Raw genomic sequence first — 2,454 nt, 5'->3', positions numbered from 1 at the left:
ACCCACCTGACCGCCGCCGAGTACACCGACGGCGGCGCCCTGGAGGGCACCAAGCAGGGCATCTACGCGCTGCGCGACGCCGAACTGTTCACCCTGCTCTGCCTGCCGCCGTCGGTGCCGGACCAGGCCCTCGACGACAGCGTGTGGGCCGACGCGCTGGACTTCTGCGTACGCCAGCGGGCCTTCCTGCTGGTCGATCCGCCGCCCACCGAGACCGCCGACACCGTGCGGGCCTGGGTCGGCGCGCGTGGGCTGACCGCCAACGGCCGCAACGGCGCGCTCTACTTCCCCCGGGTGCGCCGGCCCGACCCGCTGCGCGACGGCGCGGTCCGGGAGTTCGCGCCCTGCGGGGCGGTCGCGGGGGTGATGGCCCGCACCGACGCGGCGCGCGGGGTGTGGAAGGCGCCCGCCGGGGTGGAGGCGGCCCTCGCGGGGGTGACCGGACCGGCGCTCGCGCTGACCGACGGCGAGAACGGCGCCCTCAACCCGTACGCGGTGAACTGCCTGCGCACCTTCCGGGCCACCGGCACGCTGGTCTGGGGCGCGCGGACGCTGCGCGGCGCGGACCTGCTCGCCGACGAGTACCGGTACGTGCCGGTGCGGCGGCTGGCGCTCTTCCTGGAGGAGACGCTGGTGCGGGCCACCCAGTGGGTGGTGTTCGAGCCCAACGACGAACCGCTGTGGGCGCAGGTCCGCGCCTCCATCGGCGGGTTCCTCCAGGACCTGTTTCGGCAGGGCGCCTTCCAGGGCCGCACCCCGCGGGAGGCGTACTTCGTCAAGTGCGACAGCGAGACCACCACGCAGTACGACATCGACCGGGGGGTGTTGAACATCCTGGTCGGCTTCGCGGCCGTCAAACCGGCCGAGTTCGTGGTGATCGGCATCCAGCAGCGGACCGCGGCCGCGGCGACCTAGGAGGGGCGGGCATGGCCGAGTTCACGGTCAACGCGCAGCGCTTCGACCCGTACAAGAACTTCAAGTTCCGGGCGAAGTGGGACGGGCGATACGTCGCCGGAATCAGCAAGATCGGCACGCTGAAGCGGAGCACCGAGGTGGTCACCCACCGGCACGGCGGCGACCCGAGCAGCAGCCGCAAGTCGCCGGGGCGCACCGAGTACGACGCGATCGTGCTGGAGCGCGGCGTCACCCACGACCCGGACTTCGAGCAGTGGGCCAACAAGGTGTGGAACTACGGCTCCGGGCTGGGCGCGGAGACCTCCCTGGCGGACTTCCGCAAGGACATCATCATCGAGATGTACAACGAGGCCGGGCAGCTGGTCATCGCGTACAAGGTCTACCGGTGCTGGGTGTCGGAGTGGGTGGCGCTGCCCGAATTGGACGCCAACGCCAACGCGGTGGCGATCCAGAGCATCAAGCTGGAGAACGAGGGCTGGGAACGCGACTACACGGTGGCGGAGCCCGCCGAGCCGTCCTTCGTCGAACCCTGACCGCGATGACCGCCCTGGACGACCCCGGCCGGCTGCTGGCGGTCTGGGAGGCCGCCGCGACCGCACCGCCGGCCGCCCGCGGCCCGGTGCTGCTGCACGGCGCCGGGCTCCTGCCCGACCTCGACGCCGCCCTTGACCTGCCGGTCGGGACGGCCGCCGCGCTGGCCGCCCGGCTGCACGCCGACGCCTTCGGCGACCCGGTCGACGCCGTGCTCACCTGCAGCTGCGGGGAGGTCCTCGACGTGGCGCTGCCCCTGGCCCCCGTCGCCGGGCTGCCGGCCGGGGACACCGGGACGGTCGCCGACGGCACGCTGCGGGTCCGCGCCCCCACCGCCCGGGACCTGCTGGCCGCCGGCCGCTCCGACGACCCGCTCGGCACGCTGCTCGCCCGCTGCGTCCGGGACGCCGCCGACCGGCCCGTCGCCCCCGGCGAGCTGACCGCCGACCAGCGCCGGGCCGTCGACGCCGCCGCCGAGGAACTGGCCGGCGCGGCGGCCGTGGTGCTGCGGACCCGCTGCCCCGGCTGCGGGGAGGCCGTGGTGGCCGCGCTGGACGTGGCCGAGCTGCTGTGGGAGCGGGTTGCCGGCCGCGCTCCGGCGGTGCTGGCCGAGGTGGCCACCCTGGCCGCCGCGTACGGCTGGGCCGAGGCCGACATCCTCGCCCTGCCGGCCGGGCGGCGGCGCGCGTACCTGGCCCTCGCCGCGGGGCGGGCGGCGTGAGCGGCGACGGCGGCTTCTTCGCCCGGCTGGCGCGACAGGCCACCGGCCGGGAGCCGCTGGTCCGGCTCCGCGCCCCGCAGCCGTTCGAGGCCGCTCCCCCGTCCTGGCCCGCCGATCCGCCGGTCGAGGCGCCCGCGTCGTGGCCCGGGTCCGCCGCACCGGCGCCGGCACCGTCGCGCGCGGTCGTCCCGGGCCGTCCGGCGGCGCGGTCCGTCGCAGCGCCGGCCCGCACCGCGCCGGTGCCGGCTCCGCTCGCCCCGGACCGGCCGCGGTCGGACCGGACGCCG

The 2,454-nt window shown here is 76.1% G+C and carries 3 protein-coding genes and 1 pseudogene; all 4 read left to right on the top strand.

Features of this window, described 5'->3' with window-relative positions; all coding sequences use genetic code 11:
- On the top strand, positions 1-915 hold a 915-nt coding region (locus IEY96_RS32575), incomplete at its 5' end, for a phage tail sheath family protein (protein ID WP_229791502.1).
- An 11-nt stretch (positions 916-926) separates the two neighbouring features.
- The gene (locus IEY96_RS10620; RefSeq protein ID WP_091261579.1) at positions 927-1,448 is read left to right on the top strand and encodes a phage tail protein; all 522 of its coding nucleotides are present in this window, start codon (positions 927-929) and stop codon (positions 1,446-1,448) included.
- 5 nt (positions 1,449-1,453) lie between these two features.
- Complete coding sequence (locus IEY96_RS10615) at positions 1,454-2,167, top strand: hypothetical protein (RefSeq protein ID WP_189194629.1); 714 nt, start codon at positions 1,454-1,456, stop codon at positions 2,165-2,167.
- A pseudogene (locus tag IEY96_RS32570) lies at positions 2,164-2,454 on the top strand (hypothetical protein); the annotation flags it as partial. The gene IEY96_RS10615 and the pseudogene IEY96_RS32570, both read left to right, overlap by 4 nt.

The organism is Micromonospora fulviviridis (assembly GCF_014648395.1).
In the GTDB taxonomy this organism is placed as follows: Bacteria; Actinomycetota; Actinomycetes; order Mycobacteriales; family Micromonosporaceae; genus Micromonospora; species Micromonospora fulviviridis.
This window is presented reverse-complemented; position numbering and strand designations above follow the sequence as displayed.